Source organism: Actinoplanes sp. NPDC089786, assembly GCF_040684855.1.
GTDB lineage: Bacteria > Actinomycetota > Actinomycetes > Mycobacteriales > Micromonosporaceae > Actinoplanes.
This window is the reverse complement of sequence record NZ_JBFBGU010000030.1, coordinates 1-14,323: the sequence shown is the minus strand read 5'-3', so window position 1 is coordinate 14,323 and position 14,323 is coordinate 1. Positions and strand designations below refer to the sequence as shown.

Below are 14,323 nucleotides of genomic sequence, written 5' to 3'. Positions count from 1 at the left end.
GCGTCTCCCTTGAAGATCGAGATCCGCCGTTATTTGTACAGTCCCCACAACGGAAAAGTTACGAAGGCGACAAACCACCGCTAGCTCACCAGGCGAGTTCGCCATCCTGGCACTGGAAGGTGCCGGTGGGCCCGTCGCGGTCGATGATCGCCATACGCGCGACGACCTCGGCGCCGATCGCCGGGTCCTGCGCGGAGGAGTTGCCGTGCAGGTCGGTGGCCAGGAAGCCGGGGTCGACTGCGTTGAACTTGATGTCGGGTACCGCCTGGGCGTACCTGACGGTCAGCATGTCGACGGCGGCCTTGGTCGCGGAGTAGACGATCGAGTGGACGCCGAACTGATGGGAGGCAGGGTCGGTGACCATCGCGAAGGACCCCAGGCCGCTGGAGACGTTGACGACGACCGGGTTGTCGGAGCGGCGCAGCAGTGCCAGCGCGGCCTGGGTGGTGCGCACCACGCCGGTGGCGTTGGTGTCGAACTGGTCGAAGGCCATCGTCGCGGTGAGCTCGTCAGCGCCGTCGAGGTTGTCCCAGATGCCCGCGTTGTTGACCAGGACGTCCAAGCGCCCCTCGCGCTCGTCGATCTCCGCCATCGCCGCCTGGATGGAGGCGTCGTCGGTGACGTCGATCTGGACCGGCCTCGCGCCCAGCTGGGCGGCGGCGCTCTGACCCTTCTCGAGGTCGCGCGCTCCGAGGTAAACGGTGTGCCCTTCGGCGGTCAGGCGGCGGGCGCTCTCGTAACCCAGGCCCTTGTTGGCACCGGTGATCAGCGTGATGGTCATGCGGGGGCTCCTTCGTGTTGGGGTGTGATAGCGCGGTCCGTGCTGGCAGCGCCATGGGATGGGAACCTACGCACTCCATAAGCCAACGTCAACGTTGGCGTTGCCTCAGGTGGTATGCTCCCCTCGTGAGCAGGGACGTGGAGGGCACCAGGCGCAGGATCGCGGCCGCGGGTCTGGCGGAGTTCGCCGAGCACGGCCAGCACGGCACCACCGTCGAGCGCATCGCGACGCGGGCGGGGGTGAACAAGGAGCGCGTCTACGCCCACTTCGGTGACAAGACGACCCTGTTCACCGCGCTGGTGCGCGAGCAGGTCGACGCCATCGCTGCCGCGGTGCCCCTGGTGGTGGACGGCGCCGACGACGTGGGCTCCTTCGCTGGGGCGAGCTTCGACTACCAGCTTGCCCACCCCGATCTGGCGCGCCTGCTGGTGTGGGAGGGGATGGCCGATGCCGGGGCCGTGCCGCAGGAGGCCTCGCGCGGCGAGCTGTACCGGGCCAAGGTCGACGCGGTCGCCACCGCCCAGCGCCGCGGGGTGATCGACAACGGCATCGAGGCAGCCCACCTGGTCTTCATGGTCCTGGCCCTGGCCAGCTGGTGGTCGGTCTCCCCCCACGTCGCCCGGATGCTCGCCGGCCCTGGCGGAAAGGACGACGCTCACCGTAGGGCCTCCGTCGTGGAGGCCGCCACGCGTCTGGCCACCCCACGACCCCGCCCGGGCCTTATGACCGCCGTGGAGGGCTGAAGCGGTTCGTCGCAAGACGCAGGTGCAGGCCCTGACAGACATGCTCGCCGCCGCGGGCAAACCCGCCGTCCGCGTACGGGGAATCCCGGGCCGGGCTGCTGCGCGCGGGCGGGCTCGCCTCGCCCATGACCCGGGAGATCGCCGAGATGAGCTACCAGTGGACGCGGCCCCACGTGCTCGACGACTCTGCGGCCCGCGCCCACTTCGGCATCGAGCCGACCCATGGGACCAGGTGTGCCGCCGCACAGTCGAGGGCCTCAACGCCTGAGCGGTGCGTGCACGCACTCCACTACGTGGGCACAACATGATCACTGCGGCATGGGGTGGCTCAGGAACTGCTTGGTCGAACCGCCAGCCCGAGCCCTCCCTGTGTCCGCGACGTCCGCGTCCGGCGAGGTGTACCTCAACCAGACAGACCGGGGATCGGCGACTCGAAGTCCAAACCGGTAGCAATCTCACCAGACCCGGTCAGCCCAAACCTCCGTATCTGACCAGCGCCAGGGGTGTCTCCGGCACACTCCCGCCAGCTCGGCCAAGTCCTGCAGCGCGTCGGTGTCGCCGCGGTCGGCGGCCTGCCGACACAGGGCCTCGGCGCCGGCGGTGTCCCCAGCCTTCTCCCGGAGCGAAGCAGCCGAGGGGGCTCTGTTGCATTGCGACAGGTCTGGACAGGCGTAGGCCGGCCGAGTGCGGTGTCTAAATCGCCTGGGCAAGTTCGGTGAACGCCGCGGCGACCCGCAGCGCAGGCCGGCTGTCGACAGCGAGTTCGTAGTGGCCGCGGCGCAGATTCTGCAGGAAGGCGTGCCCGGCGATCACGACCTGCGCGCTCCGATCGGTCTGGAGTCCGCGCATGGGTCTGAGCCTGGGCTTGAGCTGACCGTGATCGGCCTCGATCGCATTGTTGGCATACTGCTCGACGTGATGCCACGCCGCCGGCACCAAGTCGTCGAGCACGGCCGGGTAGACCGCGGCAGCATCGGTGACCACCTCGGTCGGCATCACCTTGAGCGTGTGCAGCGTCCGGGTAAAGAATCGGCGGGCCGCCGCCGCGTCTCGGCGGACGAACAGCAGCACGTCGACGACCTGGCCGTGCTGGTCGATTGCCCGGTAGACGTAGCGCCACACGCCGTTGACTTTGACGTAGGTCTCGTCGACGAACCAGCGGTCACCGGGCGAACGGCGGGTGAACCGGGCTGCGTCGGCCAGCAGCGGTGTGAAGCGCTGGACCCACCGAAAGACGGTGACGTGGTCGACCTCGACGCCACGTTCGACGAGCAGTTCCTCGACGTCGCGGTAGGACAGGCCGTAACGCAGGTACCAGCGGACTGCGACCACGATCACGTCGGCCGGGAATCGGAAGCCGGCGAACGCCGACCGCGGAGGTGACCAAACCCGACAACGCGCTGCACTCTTCACTGCTCAAGCGTGCCTCGATCCTCCGATCGGCCAATGCAACAGAGCCCGCAAAACAACCTCGGCTTGCGCAGCGGCTACACGGCTACGCGGTCAGCGACCTTGACCTGAGATCCAGCAGCGGCGAGCGATATCGGACGGTCGCGGATTAAGTGGCAGACGTCGGCAAGGCTGACAGGGCCACTTCCACAATCTTCATGAGGCTCTGCCTGGACGCACCGCCCGAGGCCTCGACGGAGATTCCTTGCGCGACGGCCGCGACGTAGGCGCCGAGTGGCGCGGCATCGGCGTCGGCGGGCAGCCGGCCAGCCTTGATGGCCCGCGCGAACAGGCGCTGGAGGTCCTTCCGAACATCCATTCGCAGGGTGGCGAGCTGATCTGCCACGTCGCGGTTGGCGTCGCTACATACCAGCGCGCCTCCGACCATAAGGCAGCCCTTCGGATGGCCAGGCATAGTCCCGTCGAGGACGACTCCCTCCAGGTAATTTCGCGATGCTTCGACGGGGTCGTCAAGGGAAAGTGCCTCCGCCCGACGGACGAGCCTGGTCTGCATGTAACGGTCCATGACTTTGTCGAAGATCTGGCGCTTGTTCCCGAACGCTGCATAGAGGCTGGGGGCGCTGATACCCATGCTCGCGGTTAGGTCGGTGATGGACGTCCCGTCGTAACCCTGGCGCCAGAACACATCAGTTGCGCGGTCCAGCGCCTGGTCAGCGTCGAACTCTCGCGGCCTGCCACGGGGCATTCTGGCCTCCTTTGCTGAATTTGACCCTACCAACCGCGGCAGGCCGGCAGACCTTCCTGGAGGGGAGAAAGGGCTGTCGGCTCGTCACCCGGCCGGCGTGCTACGCGACCGAGCAGCCGTCGTAGGTGGCCTGCGAATCCTCGGCGTGAAGCGTGCCAGCCCCGACGCAGTGCAGCCGGTTCATCCACAGGTAGCGGGTATGGGGGTAAGCATACGGCGCGCTGAGTGGACCCTGACCCCCCTGTCGGGAGGGTGGCCTTGAGGAACGCGTCGTAGCCGTCCTCGCCGAGGTCGATGGTCCCGTAGTAGTGCTAGTCGCGACCGGGAGTCTTCGGCGTGGCCGGCGGGGCAGGCCGCTTGCACGCCTGAGATCCCCGTGATTATATTCGTAGTGAACGTTAAATATAACGTTCACTACGTTGGAGAGGTCGAGAGACAACCATGAGCTCGAACAGGAAGAATGTCCTGATCACGGGGGCAGGATCACGGGGTGGAATCGGTGCCGCGACCGCGCAGGCGTTCGCGCGCGACGGGGCCACGGTTCTGATCACGGGTCGGCACCAGGAGCGCGGGGACGAGGTCGTCGCCGACATCCTCGCGGCGGGCGGTGAGGCCCGCTTCATCCTCGCCGACCTCAGCGACTCCGCTGACGTCGACAGGCTCATCAAGGAGGCCGGTGACGTCGACGTCCTCGTCAACAACGCGGCGAGCTACCGGGCCAGCATCAGGCCGAGCCTGGAACAGAACCTCGCAGCGAACGCCGAGTCTTGGGATGTCAACATTCGGGCAGCCTTCGCCTTGACGACAGGCTTCGCCAGAGGGATGGCCGCCCGCGGCGGCGGCGCCGTCGTCAACATCAGCAGCATCGCCGGAACGCGCCACATGCCCCACATGTCCACCTATGGCGCGCAGAAGGCTGCAATCGACTCCTACACCAGGTCGTGGGCCGCCGAGTGGGGCTCCGACAACGTCCGGGTCAACGGTATCGCGCCGGGCAACGTGTCGAGCGATAACGTCACCGAGTTCATCGGTGCCGAGAGGTTCCAGACAATGGCCGAAAGCAACCCGCTCGGCCGTCTCGGCACGCCGGAGGAGATCGCCGAGGTCATTGTTTTCGTCGCGAGCGACCGCGCGAGTTTCCTGACCGGCCAGACCATCCTCGTGGACGGCGGCCACATGGCGAAGGCGATCTGACGCCTCGGACCAAGAACAAACCGGATGGTCGTGCTCGCCCGGCTGGTGCGCCCTCAGAGCCGCTCCGCGCGCTGAGACAGCCACACTGGTACTCCAGCAGGAGACCCGTTCTGAGCTGCGGGTGGCGGTGTGGTTTTGTCCGTGGGTAGCAAGCAGCCACTGGTGGAGCTGGCGAGCCTGGACCTTGTCGTGCGCAAGGTGATGGACGGTCCTCCGTTGCGCGTGCAGTACGAACTCACCGGGCATGGTTACGCGCTACGTCCGGCCCTGGATGAGCTCACTCGGTGGGCCGAAGCGCACCTGTCCTCATCATCAGAATGAACACCATCGACCGACACGCTCAAGCCGCTCGGGGGCATGGGCGTGATGGTGCTGTTGGACGTGGCGGAGCCGCGGGAGGTTGCCCGTGGCTCCGCCCGAGGGTCACCCCGCGTGCGCGACGAAGGTGCCTATCTCGCCTACGCTGCACGTCGGCACCTTCAGCACCAACCGGTCGGACACCGCGAAGGGTGTGTCGTCGCCCTTCCTGAACTCGGCCACGATGAGTAGCGTCTCGCCGTCCCGGATCCGGTCCGGGTTGATGCGGGCCCTCCCGGGGTCGTTGTCGAAGTACGTCACCGGTTCGCGCTGGGAGGACCCGGGAACCATGGGCGGCATGCCCGTGGAACAGTCCTCGTCCGCCTTCAGGATGGCCGCCCGCACGCCCATCTTCTTCAGCTGCTTCTCGAGGCCGGGCATGCCGTCGCCGCGCTTCAGGTCCATGACCAGCGAGCCGTCACCCTCCTTGGTCACGGCGTATGCGGGCGAGCCGCCCGCGCCGCTCAGCGCCGGCACGACCACCGCCGTCGCGACGACGGCCGTCGCCACCGCGGCGATCGTGAACGGGACGCGAAGACGCCGGGCCGGGGTCCGGGTGGCCTGAGCGGGGGCCGGGTGCGTGGCCATGGCCGACAGCTCCGATGCCAGGCGCTGCTTGAATCCGGTGGGCGTGCTCATGAGACAACCTCCAGGATGGGTTCTGTGACTTTGATGACGGATGGACGTTCGGCGCGCAGCGCACGCCTCGCGCGGAGCAGGCGGCTGCGCACCGTCACCCGGTTGAGGCCGAGGACCTGGGCGACCTCGCGCGGGGTGAGGCCGTCGACGGTCAGCAGATCGAGGACTTCGCGCAATGGCTCGCTCAGCGCGCTGTGCCGCTGGGACAGCTCGCGCGCGGCGCGTTGTGCGTCGATCCGCTCCTCGAGCGCGGCGATGTCCTCCTCGTCCAGCAGCCGATGCCCGTTCAGCTGGGCCACCACCTGTTGCTCGCGGGCGCTGCCGCGGTAGTTGTCGGCGTACGGCTGTGTGAGTGCAGAGCTGCGTACGAGTGAACGTGCATAGGTGAGCACGGTTTGTGCGTCGTACGCGAGGTGCTGGGCGTGAGGCTGCTCTGGTCGTTGTCGGGCGGACGTTGGGCGGCTGGCGATGGGGGCTCTGGATGAGCAGCGGTGGCTGGACGTGCGCCGGTTCCGGGCCCTGCACGAGGCCGGCGCGAGTGTCTCGGAGATCGCCCGCGAGACGGGCCTGAACTGGCGGACGGTCAAAAAGTATTTGGCTGGCGACACTGGCGAAGTGCCGCCCCGGCGGAAGATCAGGCCGTCCCGCGGGCAGGTGATCGACGCGTTCGCGCACGTGGTGGACGCGTGGTTGCGAGCGGAGTTGCTGCTCAAGGGCACGGTCATTCACGAACGATTGGTCGAGCAGTACGGGTTCACCGGCGACTACCAGCGGGTGAAGCTGTATCTGCAGCAGGCGAGGCCCATGATTGCAGCCGAGCTGGGGATCAGCCCGGACCAGCTGGCCGGGCTGCACCGCCGGTTCGAGGTCGTGACCGGTGCCCAGGCCCAGGTGGACTGGGGCGACGAGGGCGCCATCCTGGCCCACGTCGGGATCGCGAAGGTCTATTCGTTCCACATGGTGCTCTCGTATTCACGAGATCCGTTCTGCTGCTTCACCACCACGTCGGCGTCGGGCCAGGTGGTGACCACGCCGGTGGTCATGACCTCGGCGACGATGCCCGGCGGGCGGGCCGGCTTGCCCACCCAGTCACGACGCAGGTGGGTGGACGGGGCGGCCGGCACCCGCTGCTGGAGCAGATCACCCTCGCTGACCATGCCGACCAGCTTGCCGACGGCGTCGACCACCGGCAAGGCGGTCACGTTGTGGGCGGTCACCAGCTCGGTGGCGCTCTCCACCGACGCGATCTGCTGAATCGTGATCACCGGGCTTGTCATGATGTCCTTGGCGCGCACGTCGTCACCTCCCGGCGAACTGCTTCGTGAGGTCGAGCAGCCGGCTGGTGTAGCCCCACTCGTTGTCGTACCAGCCGAACACCTTGGCCAGCCGGCCCTGGGCCTGGGTCAGCCGGGAGTCGAACACGCAGGACGCCGGGTCGCCGACGATGTCGCTGGAGACCAGCGGCGCCTCGCTGTAGCGGATGACGCCGGCCAAGGGGGCCACCGCCGACGCGGCGGCAACGGCCTCGTTGATCCCGGCCGCGTTGACCTCGGTCGCGAACTGCAGGCTCAGGTCGCTGATCGACCCGTCGACGACCGGCACCCGGAGCGCCACGCCGTCGAGCCTGCCCGCGAGCTCGGGCAGCACGAGCCCGACTGCCTTGGCGGCGCCGGTGCTGGTCGGGATGATGTTGATCGCGGCCGCGCGGGCGCGGCGCGGGTCCTTGTGCGGGCCGTCGAGAATGTTCTGGTCATTGGTGTACGCGTGCACGGTGGTCAGGTAGCCGTGCTCGATGCCGAATGCCTCGTGCAGCACCTTGACCAGCGGCGCCACGCAGTTGGTGGTGCAGGAGGCCGCGGACACGATCTGGTGGCGTTCCGGGTCGTAGCTGTCCGCGTTGACGCCTGGCACCAGGGTGGCGTCGACGCCCTTGCCCGGGGCCGAGATCAGCACCCGGCCCGCGCCGGCCTTGAGATGCAGCGCCGCGTCATCGCGGGTACGCAGCTTGCCGGTCGACTCGATGACCAGGTCCACGCCCAGGCCCCCCCACGGCAGCGCGTCGGGCGAACGCTCGGCGAACGTCGGGATGCTGTGCCAGCCCACGATCAGCCGGTCGTCGTCGGTGCCGACCTCGCTGTCGAGACGTCCGAACGTCGAGTCGTACTCCAACAGGTGAGCCAGCGTGGCGGCGTCGTACAGGTCGTTGATCGCCACCACCTCCAGCCCCGAGTTGGCCATCTTCCGGTCGCTCAGCAGACGCAGGTAATTGCGACCGATCCGGCCGAAACCATTGATGGCGATGCGATAGGTCATGGTGTCCTCCTCCGGTGTCCTCACCTCCCAGCATTTCGCCGCGACCCGGCGCTCAGCAGGGCCAAAGGTCCTGACCGGGCGGGCCCGGCCGGCGAGCGGCGGACACGCCGAAGGCGCCGCCCGAAAGGCGGCACCTTTCGACGCGGATCAGGCGATGCCGGTGATCACGCCGGGGCCGACGATGGCCCGGTCATCGAAGGTGTAGTCGAGGCGGTTGACCACTGAGACCACACCGGGCGTCTGCCGGACCACATGGTCGGCCAGCTCGGTGGTGGACCAGCGCTCGACCTTGCCGGACAACGTGACCACGCCCTCGGTCACGGTGACCGCAACGCCCTTCGCGTCCTCCGCCAGCAGATCGCGTTCGATGCTGTCGCTGACGTCGGACCGGATCTCGTCATCCGGACGCAGGTGCACCTTCAGCAGGTCGCCGCGGGTGACGATGCCGACCAACCGGCCGGCGTCATCGACCACGGGCAACCGCTTGACGCCCTCGCCGTCCATCAGCCGGGCGGCGGCCGCGATCGTGGTCTGTTGCTGAGCGGTTATCGCCGGCGAGCTCATCAGATCGCGGGCGCGCCGAGCCTTGGCCTTGGTCCGGTCCGCGCGGCGGCGCCGGCCCTCGAACATGCGCGGTTCCTCGTCGCCGGCGTACTCGATCTTGCGAAGCAGGTCCGCCTCGGACACCACTCCCGCCACGCGGTGGAAGTCGTCCACGACCGGGACCGCGCTCACCCGCTTCTCCATCAGGATGTCCACGACCGCCCGGTACGGGGCGTCCGGCGGCACCGAAACGACCGCCTTGGTCATCACGTCACTGACCGTCCACTTTCTCATCACGCCACCTCCTTGTCGGCTCGTCCTCAAGGTAAGCCGGGCGTGAATCGTGCCGGCAGGGCCGTTCGCCCCGGCGAGACGGGACCTTCGCCGTCACCGTCCGGGATAGACACTCAGCAGATCCCTGCGGATGACGATCCCGACGACGCGGCCGCGGCGGTCGACGACCACCAGCCGATCAACCTTCGCGCGCCGCATCAGGCGGGGCCGCGAAGCCGACGGCCAGCGACGGCAGTGCGGCGACCACCGACCTGCTCATCACGTCCCGCGCGACACCGGCACGGCCCTTGCGCCGGACGTGGAGATAACGGCCCCCCGGCGCGCGAACCGGCCCGGGCATCAGATCCGACACGGCGACCACGCCGATCGCATGACCGGTGTCGTCGACGACCGGTACGGCATTCACCTTCCGATGGATCATCAGATCGGCGATCTCGCGGCACGGGGTCCGCTCGCGCACCGTTGCGACGTCGGTGGTCATGACGTCATCCACACGCCACAGCTTCATGACAGCCTCCTGTCGACGTCCCTGACCCTACGAGTCGTCTCCGCGCCTGCTCAGGGCCATCAGTCCCGCCGGTGCGGGATCCCGAGTCAGCTGCACAAGACCTCGTCGAGCGACCGGCGTGGTGTGGCTGTGGCCGGGCGGCCGTAGCCGACCCGCAGGACGATCTGCGCCCATCGCCCGGCCTCGCGGTCGGAGAGCAGCTCGCGGACCACCGGTATCTCGATCGGCTGGCTGATCGGGGTGGTGGCGAGGTTGAGCCAGGTGGCGGTCAGCAGCACCCGCTGCATCGCCTGGCCTGCCATCACCCAGTCCATCTCGGTGTCGCCGGCGGTGGAGAGGACCGCGATCGTCGGGTGTGGCTCGAACGTTTCAGCGGTGCGCCTCAGTTGCGGTTGCAGCAGCCCGAAGTCGCGGATCGGCATGGACTCCAGGGCATCCCACGGTCCGATCGCGGTGACGGGCACGCCGTCGACGCGACGGCGCCCCGGAAGCGTCCAGCGTGCCAGTTCGGCCCGATACCCACCGCGTGCCCGCAGCCGGCGGTCGGCGACCTCGGACAGACCGAGGATCGCGTTCCGGCTCACCGCGCTCGCCACGTCGAGGGTCGCGCCCTCCCGGCCGGCGGCGTCCCGCAGATGCTCCAGGACATCTACGGGTATGACGGACCGGGCGAACGGCCACCGGTTCGTGTGCCGGTGGACGACGGCGGCGGCCAACGCCTCCACCGCCGGTGTCACCGGCAGTTCGGGGCCCACCGTGACCGAGGCGACGAAACCCGGGTCGTCGGGCTGGGGGAAGAGCCGCAGGCCGGTGCGGTGGCCCGTGGCTCGAAGCGCCAGACGCAGGGTGAACAAGGCCGCGCCGACGCTGATCAGGAGCTCCCGCCCGGCCGGGTCGAGGACCTCGAGCAGGCGGCGCCGATCAGCATGCACGTCCACCCCGTCCGGCCTGATCCGGAACAGCCAGGGCTGGCTGTTGTGCAATGACGGCGCCATGGTCGCGGCGGCGACGCAGTCCCGGAGACCTCTCATCACAGACCCTTCCCCTTCGGTACATCCAGAAGAGCGGACGGCGGACAGGGGTCACAGTGCCATCGGTCCCGAATCGGCGAGCACCTGCCGGAGGTCCCGGCCGGCCGGGACTTGCCGCCCTGCCCTGCGACCGCGAATCGCGTGACGATGCGGTCAGGACCTTGGGAGGAATCATGGACGCCAGGAAAATCATCGTGGGTCGGACGGCGCCGAGCCGGGCAAGGCCGCCGTGCGCTGGGCGGCGTTGGAAGCTCAGCGGCGCGGGGCGGTGCTGCACATCGTGCACGCGTTCGACTGGGAATGGGCCAGCGCGAGGTACGACTCCAGCGGCGCTGTCCTGCACGCCGCGCAGAAGACCGCCGAGGCGATCACCGCGAACGCCTTCGACGCCGCGGCCGCCGTGGCGCCGGGGATCTCCATCGAGACCAGCACCCTGCTCGGCCGGACGGTGCCCCGCCTGCTGGCCCTGGCCGAGCACGCGCAGCTGATGGTTCTGGGCAACCGGGGACGGGGCGGCTTCGCGAGTCTGCTGCTGGGTTCGGTGAGCCAGCACGTCGCCACACACGCCGACTGCCCGGTGGTCGTGGTGCGCGGCCGGTCCGGCATCGACGGCGGACCGGTCAGCGCCGGCGTCGACGACTCCCCCGCCGCCCAGGTGGTGCTGGAGACAGCCTTCGAGGAAGCCGCGACGCGGGGGCCGACCTCAACGTGATCCGGACCTATCTGCCGGCCGTGCCGCTGTGGATGTACGGCGCCATGCCGGCGGCCGAGGTGGCGACTCCGGAGGACGACGCCGACGAGCGGGAGCGCCTGGACGAGCTGGTGGCTCCGTGGATCGCGAAGTACCCGGCGGTGCGGGTGACGACGCTGCTGTCGCACGACAGCGCCGCCGCGGTGCTGGCCGGCGTCTCGCACAGGTCGCAACTGGTGGTCGTCGGCAGTCACGGCCACGGCGCGATCACGGGCTCCGTGCTTGGTTCCACGGGCCTGCAACTTCTGCACCACGCGGACTGCCCGGTCTACATCACCCAATGAGAGAAGAACAACGGCGGGCCGACGACATCGTCGGCCCGCCGATCCTTGCGTCAACCGGCGTCCTTGCCGTCGACGGCCGTGGCCGTCACGCTGCCCCGGGCGGGCCGCCACGCCGGCGGAACCAGCAGGACCGGGCACGGCGGCTGCCGTCTCAGGGACTGGTCGAGCCGTCCGCCGTAGAGCAGCTCCGCCACCCGGCTGGTCGCGCCCATCCCGGCCACCAGCAGCTGGCAGCGACGACCCGCGCGCTGAATCGTGTAGTCGACGTCCCCGCCCGAGACGACGACCTGCTCGACCAGCAGCTCCGGATGAGACGCGGTGGCCGGGGCGAGCGCCGCGGACAGGCGTTCCTCGGCATCGCGTAGAGCTGGTGGCGGAATTCTGGAGGTGGCGGCGGTGGCATCGTCGGGTGGCGGCCAGGCGTGCACCGCGACCAGGCGTACGCCCCGCAGACTCGCCTCCTCGGCCGCGACATCCACGGAGGCGGTGACGTCCGACCGCAGGGAAACGGCCACGCCGACCGGCCCACCGCTGGGCGCCACACCTCGATGTACCAGCAGAGGGCAGGCGCTGTGGTGCGCCAGATAGGCCGTGGTCGAACCCCAGCTCGGCCGGGTGAGCACACCGTCGCGGTGTCCGACGACCAGCATCCGGGCGGTGCCGGAACGCTCGGTGATGGTGCCGAAGGCACTGCCCTGGGCGAGATCGGTGACGACCTCCAGCCCGGGCGCCAGGTGCTCGGCCCGGCGGGCCGCGAGGTCGAGCAGCCGGCGGCCGTCCTCCGGGCCGGACACCGGCCCTCGCCCGCGGAAGGGTCCCACGTACTGTCCGGGCCAGACGTGCACGATCGACAGCGGGGACCGGTGCCGGAGCGCCTCCATGACGCCGAGATCGACGATCGACAGGCCGTTGCGCGACCCGTCGACTGCGACCAGAACGGGAAGCTTCTCCTCCACCGTCACCACACCGTGCATGACTGGACCGTAGGGCCGTACCGGGAAGCCACGTCACTGCCGATCGGCCGTCGCGTACGGGACCTTTGTCAGGTCTTCCCCGCCGAAGCTCGAGAGAGCCTGTCGCCGGCGTACCGCGACGAGACGCTTTCCGAGCACGCCCACGTAGCGCGTCATGAATTCGGCTTTCACGCCCGGGTCTTCCTCGAGCAGCTTCCTCGCGCCGGAGGCGCGGATCTCCACCGCTCGCATCGGTTCGGCGACGACCGCGCCGAGAGCGAACCGGTACGGCGGGACGAGCCACGACCAGCCCAGGACGGAGTCGGGCCCGAGCCGGTCGATCCGCACGTGACCGTACGTGATGCCCGGGAGGTCGAGGGCGACGACACCCGACCGCACCAGCCAGAAGGCGTAGGCCGGGTCACCGTCGTCGAACAACCGGAACCCCGATGGCCGCTCGATCAGCTCGCCGCACGCCGCCAGCCGCCACAGCCACGCCGGCGACAGACCGGCGACGAAGCCGTGCTTGGCGATCTGGTGGTAGACCGCTCTACTCGACATCGGGCACCTCCACGCCGATAGGTGTTCCCGTCAGCGTGCATCGCGCGATGCCGGACCTGGCAGCTCCGGACGTCCCCTGTTCCGGGACTTCCGGCCCTGACCATCACCCTCCCTCCTCCCTCACCATCGGAGCCATCCGACGCGGAAGGGGAGTACGGCCATGATGTTCAACCAGTACGTCGGCATGAGCATGGACTGGCTGGTGCTGACGCTGATCCTGGGCGCGGGCCTGCTCGTGGTCGCGGTTGCGCTATTGGTCAACCGGCCGTCCGGCGAACGCCGCCGGCGAAGTGATCCCGAGCTGGTGCTCGCCCACCGCTTCGCCCGCGGCATTTCCGTCTCCCAATACGAAGTAGTCGCAAGCCAAGCACTCAAAAACGTCCAATACCTCACAACAGACTTCCTGCTCTCAGAGCTGTCCGGCCCGCGCGGTGAGACACGAGCGACATGGACCGGCGGCGAGCGTCGCCAGAACCGCGACGAGTTCCTTGAGGTGCTTCAGATGCGCGGCCCCACCGACCCCGCGCGGGTTGTGATCATCCAGCCTCACGCGAGCCAGAAGACCATCGAGAAGCTCCGCGACCCCGACGCGCCGCCAGCCGTTCGCACCAATCCCGACCGCTCACGCCTCAGCCTTCTTGACGCACTCCTACACTCGGTACGCTCCGACGTCGTCGCAGCCGGTGCCGACGACCTGCGGGTTATCGGCAGCCTGACGTAACCCGAACGTCTCGATCGGACGGGAACGGCCGCCGCGCGATGAACCGCCTCAAGAGAACCGTCGAGCGGGGGGGAAGATCAACTTATCGAGGAAACTCGGCTAGGTCGCCCAGTGGGTCGGCAACATCAATGACCTGGTCAGCGTCGACGCCTGGGTACGGTTCGCGATCAAGGAAATATACGGCCGCGATCCGGGCAAGGAAGCCCCTCGACCTGCTCGCCGGTGACTGGACCGTCTTCGCCCACCATGCCGTCGCCTGGAAGCACACCGACCCACCGCCAAGGCGTGCCAGACCGGCAGCACAGGACTCCGCACCTTACGGCCGGGAAGCCTGGCTCCGGCTCCCCAGAAGCGGCGTTGTCAGGCCGCTCTCCCGCTCGCGCCACAGCGCGTTCAGCCCTGTACCGTTCGAAAATCCGGCTTCGGTTACGCAGCCTGGGAATACTCGTTGATCAGCCCGTTGAGGACGCGCCGGCGGCGTACTCGCACGGTGGC

General features: G+C 68.8%; 19 protein-coding genes. 6 read left to right on the top strand and 13 right to left on the bottom strand.

Annotated elements, in window-relative coordinates; genetic code table 11:
- Window positions 1-85: 85 nt before the first annotated feature.
- Window positions 86-781 carry an SDR family NAD(P)-dependent oxidoreductase gene (locus AB0O15_RS42765; protein ID WP_364332091.1) on the bottom strand — a complete coding sequence of 232 codons (696 nt, stop codon included), beginning with the start codon at window positions 779-781 and terminating at the stop codon, window positions 86-88.
- 125 nt (window positions 782-906) lie between these two features.
- Here AB0O15_RS42765 and AB0O15_RS42760 point away from each other — a divergent pair, with 125 nt between their 5' ends.
- Complete coding sequence (locus AB0O15_RS42760; RefSeq protein ID WP_364332089.1) at window positions 907-1,524, top strand: TetR family transcriptional regulator; 618 nt, start codon at window positions 907-909, stop codon at window positions 1,522-1,524.
- A 693-nt stretch (window positions 1,525-2,217) separates the two neighbouring features.
- Here AB0O15_RS42760 and AB0O15_RS42755 read toward each other — a convergent pair.
- Together AB0O15_RS42755 and AB0O15_RS42750 are read right to left on the bottom strand one after the other, a co-directional pair.
- Window positions 2,218-2,937 (bottom strand): IS6 family transposase, encoded by a 720-nt coding sequence (locus AB0O15_RS42755; protein ID WP_364332087.1) that lies wholly within the window; start codon window positions 2,935-2,937, stop codon window positions 2,218-2,220.
- A 145-nt stretch (window positions 2,938-3,082) separates the two neighbouring features.
- Window positions 3,083-3,679, bottom strand: a complete 597-nt coding sequence (locus AB0O15_RS42750; protein WP_364332084.1) for a TetR/AcrR family transcriptional regulator — start codon at window positions 3,677-3,679, stop codon at window positions 3,083-3,085.
- Window positions 3,680-4,120: 441 nt separating this feature from the next.
- Between AB0O15_RS42750 and AB0O15_RS42745 the strand changes: the two genes are divergently transcribed.
- A complete protein-coding gene (locus AB0O15_RS42745; protein WP_364332081.1) occupies window positions 4,121-4,873 on the top strand; it encodes an SDR family oxidoreductase in 753 nt (250 codons plus the stop codon).
- A 141-nt stretch (window positions 4,874-5,014) separates the two neighbouring features.
- Window positions 5,015-5,194 (top strand): winged helix-turn-helix transcriptional regulator, encoded by a 180-nt coding sequence (locus tag AB0O15_RS42740; protein ID WP_364332078.1) that lies wholly within the window; start codon window positions 5,015-5,017, stop codon window positions 5,192-5,194.
- 102 nt (window positions 5,195-5,296) lie between these two features.
- Here AB0O15_RS42740 and AB0O15_RS42735 read toward each other — a convergent pair whose 3' ends face one another.
- The 8 genes from AB0O15_RS42735 to AB0O15_RS42700 form a co-directional block, all read right to left on the bottom strand.
- Complete coding sequence (locus tag AB0O15_RS42735; RefSeq protein WP_364332075.1) at window positions 5,297-5,869, bottom strand: hypothetical protein; 573 nt, start codon at window positions 5,867-5,869, stop codon at window positions 5,297-5,299.
- Window positions 5,866-6,261 carry a sigma-70 family RNA polymerase sigma factor gene (locus AB0O15_RS42730; protein ID WP_364332265.1) on the bottom strand — a complete coding sequence of 132 codons (396 nt, stop codon included), beginning with the start codon at window positions 6,259-6,261 and terminating at the stop codon, window positions 5,866-5,868. Before AB0O15_RS42730 ends, AB0O15_RS42735 begins: the two co-directional genes overlap by 4 nt.
- A gap of 552 nt (window positions 6,262-6,813) precedes the next feature.
- The gene (locus tag AB0O15_RS42725) at window positions 6,814-7,146 is read right to left on the bottom strand and encodes a CBS domain-containing protein (RefSeq protein ID WP_364332263.1); all 333 of its coding nucleotides are present in this window, start codon (window positions 7,144-7,146) and stop codon (window positions 6,814-6,816) included.
- A 22-nt stretch (window positions 7,147-7,168) separates the two neighbouring features.
- Window positions 7,169-8,182 (bottom strand): type I glyceraldehyde-3-phosphate dehydrogenase, encoded by a 1,014-nt coding sequence (gene gap / locus AB0O15_RS42720; RefSeq protein WP_364332072.1) that lies wholly within the window; start codon window positions 8,180-8,182, stop codon window positions 7,169-7,171.
- A gap of 147 nt (window positions 8,183-8,329) precedes the next feature.
- Window positions 8,330-9,019, bottom strand: a complete 690-nt coding sequence (locus AB0O15_RS42715) for a CBS domain-containing protein (RefSeq protein WP_364332069.1) — start codon at window positions 9,017-9,019, stop codon at window positions 8,330-8,332.
- 93 nt (window positions 9,020-9,112) lie between these two features.
- A complete protein-coding gene (locus AB0O15_RS42710; RefSeq protein WP_364332066.1) occupies window positions 9,113-9,217 on the bottom strand; it encodes a CBS domain-containing protein in 105 nt (34 codons plus the stop codon).
- Window positions 9,198-9,527, bottom strand: a complete 330-nt coding sequence (locus tag AB0O15_RS42705) for a CBS domain-containing protein (RefSeq protein WP_364332064.1) — start codon at window positions 9,525-9,527, stop codon at window positions 9,198-9,200. The genes AB0O15_RS42710 and AB0O15_RS42705 overlap by 20 nt, the downstream gene beginning before the upstream one ends.
- A gap of 86 nt (window positions 9,528-9,613) precedes the next feature.
- Window positions 9,614-10,558, bottom strand: coding sequence for a nitroreductase family protein (locus tag AB0O15_RS42700; protein WP_364332062.1), 945 nt, complete (start codon window positions 10,556-10,558; stop codon window positions 9,614-9,616).
- 244 nt (window positions 10,559-10,802) lie between these two features.
- Here AB0O15_RS42700 and AB0O15_RS42695 point away from each other — a divergent pair, with 244 nt between their 5' ends.
- Both AB0O15_RS42695 and AB0O15_RS42690 read left to right on the top strand, forming a co-directional pair.
- The gene (locus AB0O15_RS42695) at window positions 10,803-11,270 is read left to right on the top strand and encodes a universal stress protein (protein ID WP_364332060.1); all 468 of its coding nucleotides are present in this window, start codon (window positions 10,803-10,805) and stop codon (window positions 11,268-11,270) included.
- The gene (locus AB0O15_RS42690; protein WP_364332057.1) at window positions 11,267-11,593 is read left to right on the top strand and encodes a universal stress protein; all 327 of its coding nucleotides are present in this window, start codon (window positions 11,267-11,269) and stop codon (window positions 11,591-11,593) included. Before AB0O15_RS42695 ends, AB0O15_RS42690 begins: the two co-directional genes overlap by 4 nt.
- A gap of 50 nt (window positions 11,594-11,643) precedes the next feature.
- On the opposite strand, the gene AB0O15_RS42685 is transcribed toward AB0O15_RS42690, so the two are convergent.
- Complete coding sequence (locus AB0O15_RS42685; RefSeq protein WP_364332054.1) at window positions 11,644-12,567, bottom strand: universal stress protein; 924 nt, start codon at window positions 12,565-12,567, stop codon at window positions 11,644-11,646.
- A gap of 33 nt (window positions 12,568-12,600) precedes the next feature.
- Window positions 12,601-13,107 (bottom strand): cyclic nucleotide-binding domain-containing protein, encoded by a 507-nt coding sequence (locus AB0O15_RS42680; RefSeq protein WP_364332051.1) that lies wholly within the window; start codon window positions 13,105-13,107, stop codon window positions 12,601-12,603.
- 160 nt (window positions 13,108-13,267) lie between these two features.
- On the opposite strand from AB0O15_RS42680, the gene AB0O15_RS42675 reads away from it, so the two are divergent.
- A complete protein-coding gene (locus AB0O15_RS42675; RefSeq protein ID WP_364332049.1) occupies window positions 13,268-13,828 on the top strand; it encodes a hypothetical protein in 561 nt (186 codons plus the stop codon).
- The last annotated feature ends 495 nt before the right edge of the window (window positions 13,829-14,323 follow it).